This is a genomic window from Actinomadura sp. KC345 (assembly GCF_004348515.1).
Taxonomy (GTDB): Bacteria; Actinomycetota; Actinomycetes; order Streptosporangiales; family Streptosporangiaceae; genus Spirillospora.
The window spans coordinates 1-5,367 of the sequence record NZ_SMKH01000421.1; the positions used below are offsets into that span (position 1 = coordinate 1).

Genomic DNA, 5,367 nt, shown 5'->3' on the forward strand with positions numbered 1-5,367 from the left:
TTCGTGGGGGAGGGCCGTCTCAACCACGTGGCGGGGGCCGTGCGGGTCGTCGCAGTGGCCGTCGCCGCCCGCGGGCTCGTCCACATGGTCGACCTCCAGGGTCGTGTGGGTGATCCCGTACGAGTCGCGCAGGAGCTCCTGCAGGTCGCGGCGGACGGCGTGGCAGTCGCCGCCGGTGTCCACGAGCACGTGCGCCGACAGCGCCGGATAGCCGGAGCTGACCTCCCAGACGTGCAGGTCGTGGACCTCCTCCACGCAGGGGCGCCCGGCCAGCCTGGCGCCGAGTTCGGACGGGTCGATGCCCGCCGGCGCGGCCTCCATGAGCACCCGGCCCGCGTCCCGCAGCAGGCCGTACCCGGCCTTGAGCATCAGCGCGGCCACCAGCAGCGAGGCGATCGCGTCGGCGCGGGCGAAGCCGGTCGTCCACACGACCAGGCCCGCGACGGCGGTGGCGATGAACGCGAACAGGTCGTTGAGGATGTGCTGGAACGCGCCCTCGACGTTCAGGCTGCGCCGGTCGGCCTTGCTGATCAGCACGGTCGCGGCGACGTTGACCGCGATGCCGGCCAGGGCCGTCCAGAACACGAACTGGCCTTCGACGGCGTGCGGCTCGATCAGCCGCCGGATGCCCTCGTAGACGAAGAACACGGCCAGCAGGATCAGGGTCAGTCCGTTGAGCTGCGCGGACAGGATCTCGGAGCGGCGCAGGCCGTAGGTGAAGCCGCCCTTGGGCGGGCGCGCCGCGAGACGCATCGCGAACAGGGCCAGCGCGATCGCGAACGCGTCGGTCATCATGTGCGCCGCGTCGGTGATCAGCGCCAGCGACCCGGCGACGAAGCCGATCACCACCTCGCCTGCCATGAAGACGAGGATCAGCGCCAGCGCGGCGCTCAGCAGCCGCCGGTCGGCCCCCTGCGACACGCCGTGGCCGTGCCCGTGCCCGTGCTTGTCCGGCCCGTGCTTGTCCGGCCCGTTCTCCCGGTCCCCGGTCATGCGTCTTCTTCCTCCCCGTGGCCGACGTGGGTGAGGGCGAGATCGAGCAGCATCCGGATGTGCGAGTCGTCCAGCCGGTAGTAGGCCATCCGGCCGGCGCGGCGGACCCGGACGACCCGGTTGGCGCGCAGCAGGCGCAGCGCGTGCGAGACCGCGGACTCGGAGTGCCCGCAGGCCGCGGCGATGTCGCACACGCACATCTCTCCCCCCTCCAGCAGCGCGGTGATCACGCGCAGCCGCCCGGGGTCGGACAGCAGCCCGAACACCTGCGCCAGCTCGGCGATCGTCTCCGCCTCCGGCAGGGCGGCGGTGACGACGGCGACCTTCTCAGGATCGACCACCCGGACGGCGCACGCTTCGGCGGGGGCGACATCTGAAGCACTGCTCATATGAACAAATATAGCGCATCGGCGTCAGGAGGTCGTGCGGGCCGCCTCCTCGGACGGCGGCAGCGAGACCGGGCCGCCCGGGCCGCCGCCGGGTTCTCCCGTTCCCCCGGTGCGCTCGTTCGGTGCTTCTCCGCCGCCGCCCGTACCCGGGTCCTGCGAGGTCATGCCCGGTGAGGCGGGGGCATCGCCGTCGCCGGTGCCGGGCTGCGGCGTGCCGGGCGAGCCCGTGCCCGCCGGGTCCGTGCCGGGCGTTCCGGTGCCCGGCGACACGATCCCGGGGGACTCCGTGCCGGTTCCGGACGGAGACGGCGAGTCGCTCGCCGGGCCCCCGGTCTCGGTCGCCGGCAGCCGGATCGGCGGCCCGTCGGCCTCGCCCTCGGTGGCGCGGGGCCGCTCGAATCCCATCGTGCCCCCGGGATCGACCAGGACGAAGGTGGTGATCGTGCCCTTCTTTGTGTCCCTCGGCTGGATCCTGGTCACTTTTCGGTCGTCGAATCCCGGCCAGGATCGGCCAGTGTAGGACGCATCGTCCGTGGAGATCCTTTTCTCCGGCCGGGTCAAGGGATTACCGCAATTGCACTTCACCGCGGGCACCCCGTAACCGTTGACCAGAACGCCCATTCCAGCCTGCAGAACGGCGGGGCCGGCGGTCGCCTTCCCGTCGCGGTAGCCGTGGTTGGTGACCAGTGTGTCGGTGCGCAGGACCACCGGCGTCAGCCGCGACACGTACCTCGGGATGTCGCTGACCGGGATGCCCTGCACGTCCGCCCACGCCTTCGCCTTCGCGGGCTCGGCCTGCAGGAACGCGACCAGTTTCCCCTGGTCGCACGTTGCGGACTGCCGCGTGCCCCCGTACAGGCCGGGGGAGTCCCCGGTCGCGGTCCCGCCCGCCCGGGGGCGTTCCTTGACGTCGGTCTCATCGGTGCCGGACGCCGTCGTGTACGGGTCCGGGCCGGGTGTCCCCACCGTCAGCCGGGTGATGGCGGCCCCCGCGTCCCCGCACCCGGCGAGGGACCCCGCGACCAGCGCGAGGGCCGCGGCCGAGGCCGCCACCGGCCCGGCGGGCCCCCGCCGTCGCCGGGCGATTAGTGAATTGATCTCAATCATGGTCGGTCTCTCCCGCTCCGGACTCCCCGTATCTATACTCTTTGATGCCGGGCGGGCCGGATTTGTGCCCGGTGGAATGCCAGAATCTTTTTATCACCGGTCGGCCGGCCGGTTTTGGAACCCGACGGGGGTACGAATGGCGGGCGCGATCCCCCTCACCGCGGCCGATCCGGCTCGCCTCGGCGGCTGGGAGCTGCTCGGCCGGATCGGCGCCGGCGGCCAGGGCGTGGTGTACCTCGGCCGCCCGGTGGAGCCCGGCGCCGGGCCGTCCCGCGTCGCCGTGAAGCTCCTGCACGCCCAGCTGCTCGGGGACGTGGGCGCCCGCGAGCGGTTCGTCCGCGAGCTGGCGCTGCTGCAGCGCGTCGCCGGATTCTGCACCGCGCAGATGCTCGCCGCCGACATGGCGGGCGACCGCCCCTACATCGTCAGCGAGTACATCCCCGGACGGTCGCTGCGCACGCTCGTCCAGGAGGAGGGTCCGCGCGGCGGAGCCGATCTCGACCGCCTCGCCATCAGCTCGGTCACGGCGCTGTCGGCCATCCACCGGGCGAACGTCGTGCACCGCGACTTCAAGCCGCAGAACGTGCTGATGGGCCCGGACGGGCCGCGCGTGATCGACTTCGGCGTCGCCCGCGCGTTCGACGCCGGCTCCACGCTGACCAGCCAGGTCGTCGGTACCCCCGCGTACATGGCGCCCGAGCAGTTCCACGGCCGTGTCGGCCCGGCCACGGACCTGTTCGCCTGGGCGGGCACCCTGCTGTTCGCCGCCACCGGCCGCGACCCCTTCGCCGGCGGCCCGCTGCCCGCCGTCATGTACAGGATCATCAACGACACGCCCGACCTCGGCGTCCTGCCCGCCCCGCTCGCCGAGGTCGCCGCCGCCTGCCTCGCCAAGGACCCGAAGGCCCGCCCCTCCTCCGAGGACGTCCTGCTGTGGCTCCTCGGCGAGCACGACGGGAACCCCGGCTCGGAGCACGTGACCGAGCCCCTCCCCGGCCCGACGATCCAGGAAGCCGGTCCGGCCGTCCACGCGCCCGGTTTCGCCGCCTCGGCCGGCCCCGTGCCGGGTACGGAGCAGGACGGGAGTGCGCCCGCGCCGGCGGCGTTCGGCGAGGACGCCGATCCCGCGACGCTCCCGCAGCCCCCGCAGGACGGCGGCCCGCCGTCCGGTCATGACCGGGCCGGGCCGCCGACCTGGCAGGCGGAGTGGCCGCACGACGCCGGCGCGCCCGGCGAGGCGGCCGCGCCGTACCGGCGCCCGCGGGGGCTCCGGCGCGGCCCGGCGCTGGTGAGCGGGCTCGCCCTCGCGGGGTTGCTCGCCGCGCTGGACGTCGCCGCTCTCGCCACCCTCATCGCCAGCCCATCGCTCACCGACGGCGACCGCGGCGGCCTGCTGCTCGCGGTCGCGTCCTCGTTCGGCGTGGTCGCGGTGGTCACGCTGGTGGCGGTGATCCTCGCCTGGCGCGACAGCCGCGCCGCCGTCGGCACGGTGATGGCGGCCCGCGTCGCCCGCGTGGCGATGTGGGGCGCGTGGGCCGCGCTCGTCGAGATCCAGACGTCGGCGCTGGCCGGGCACGCCGTCCTGACCGCCCTCGTCGTGATCCTCCTGGCCCGCGGCCTGACCAGACCACTTCGCTGACGGCCCACGCCCTCAAACCCCGCGACCGGAGCGTGTGACCGGAGCGCGGTGTTCTCCAGGCGCGGTGTTCTCCAGGCGCGGTGTTCTCCAGGCGGCGCGGCCCCTCGGGTGCCGTGTTCCTCAGGTGCCGTGTTCCTCAGCGTTGCGCTCGGACCACTCCTTCAGGTCGCGGCGCTCGATCGCCGCCGCCATCAGGTCGGGGAACGCGTCCGGCGTGCACGCGAACGCGGGCACGCCCATCGCGGCCAGCGCCGCCGCGTTCTCGTGGTCGTAGGCGGGCGCGCCCTCGTCCGACAGGGCGAGCAGCACCACGACCTGGACGCCCGCCGACGTCAGCGCCGCGACCCGCCGCAGCAGGTCCTCCCGCGCCCCGCCCTCGTACAGGTCGCTGATCAGCACGAGGATCGTGTCGTTCGGCCGCCCCACGAGGCCCTGGCAGTACGCGACGGCGCGGTTGATGTCGGTTCCGCCGCCGAGCTGCGTCCCGAACAGCACCTCCACCGGGTCGTGCAGCTGCCCGGTCAGGTCGGCGACGTTCGTGTCGAACACCACCAGCGACGTCCGCAGCGACCGCACCGACGCCAGCACCGCGCCGAACACGCTCGCGTACACCACCGACGCCGCCATCGACCCGCTCTGGTCGATCGCGAGGATCACGTCCCGCTCGACGGCCTGCCGCCGCCGCCCGTACCCGATGAGCCGCTCCGGGACGAGCGTCCCGTGCTCGGGCAGGTAGTGCCGCAGGTTCGCGCGGATCGTCCGCTCCCAGTCGACGTCGGCGAGCCGTCTCGGCCGCAGGACCCGCGCCGACCGGTCCAGCGCGCCGCCGACCGCCGACCGCGTCCGCTGCGCCAGCCGCCGCTCGAGATCGCGGACGACCTTCCGCACCACCGCCCGCGCGGACTCCCTGGCCCGGTCGGGCATCACCCGGTTCAGCGAGAGCAGCGTCCCGACCAGGTGGACGTCCGGCTCGACGGCGTCCAGCATCTCCGGCTCCAGCAGCAGCCGGGTGAGGTCGAGCCGCTCGATCGCGTCCCTCTGCATGACCTGGACGACGCTCGACGGGAAGTACGTCCGGATGTCGCCGAGCCACCGCGCCACCGAGGGCGCCGAATCCCCGAGCCCGGTGCCGCGCCGTCCCCGCCGCGGCCGCCCCTCGTCGCCCCCGGCCCCGTAGAGCTTCTCCAGCGCCCCGTCCATCCGGGCGTCGTCGCCGGTCAGCGTCACCCCGGTCCCGTC

At 74.0% G+C, this 5,367-nt stretch carries 5 protein-coding genes; 1 reads left to right on the forward strand and 4 read right to left on the reverse strand.

Annotation, left to right across the window (positions count from 1 at the left end; genetic code table 11):
- From E1281_RS37090 to E1281_RS37100, 3 genes are all read right to left on the reverse strand, one after another.
- Nucleotides 1–993, reverse strand: a 993-nt coding sequence (locus E1281_RS37090; protein WP_131884376.1) for a cation diffusion facilitator family transporter, incomplete at its 3' end; no start/stop codon positions are given.
- A complete protein-coding gene (locus E1281_RS37095) occupies nucleotides 990–1,382 on the reverse strand; it encodes a metalloregulator ArsR/SmtB family transcription factor (protein WP_131884377.1) in 393 nt (130 codons plus the stop codon). The genes E1281_RS37095 and E1281_RS37090, both read right to left, overlap by 4 nt.
- A gap of 24 nt (nucleotides 1,383–1,406) precedes the next feature.
- Entirely contained in the window at nucleotides 1,407–2,489 is a 1,083-nt protein-coding gene (locus tag E1281_RS37100) for a DUF6777 domain-containing protein (protein ID WP_131884378.1), read from the reverse strand.
- 136 nt (nucleotides 2,490–2,625) lie between these two features.
- On the opposite strand from E1281_RS37100, the gene E1281_RS41555 reads away from it, so the two are divergent.
- Nucleotides 2,626–4,128 (forward strand): serine/threonine-protein kinase, encoded by a 1,503-nt coding sequence (locus E1281_RS41555; RefSeq protein ID WP_207943736.1) that lies wholly within the window; start codon nucleotides 2,626–2,628, stop codon nucleotides 4,126–4,128.
- Between the two features lie 120 nt (nucleotides 4,129–4,248).
- Here E1281_RS41555 and E1281_RS37110 read toward each other — a convergent pair.
- On the reverse strand, nucleotides 4,249–5,367 hold a 1,119-nt coding region (locus tag E1281_RS37110; RefSeq protein WP_131884379.1), incomplete at its 5' end, for a VWA domain-containing protein.

What these genes read in the sequence shown, in the direction of transcription:
- E1281_RS37095 (WP_131884377.1), bottom strand. Translation starts at nt 1,382, where the DNA reads ATGAGCAGTGCTTCAGATGTCGCCCCCGCCGAAGCGTGCGCCGTCCGG.
- E1281_RS37100 (WP_131884378.1), bottom strand. Translation starts at nt 2,489, where the DNA reads ATGATTGAGATCAATTCACTAATCGCCCGGCGACGGCGGGGGCCCGCC.
- E1281_RS41555 (WP_207943736.1), top strand. Translation starts at nt 2,626, where the DNA reads ATGGCGGGCGCGATCCCCCTCACCGCGGCCGATCCGGCTCGCCTCGGC.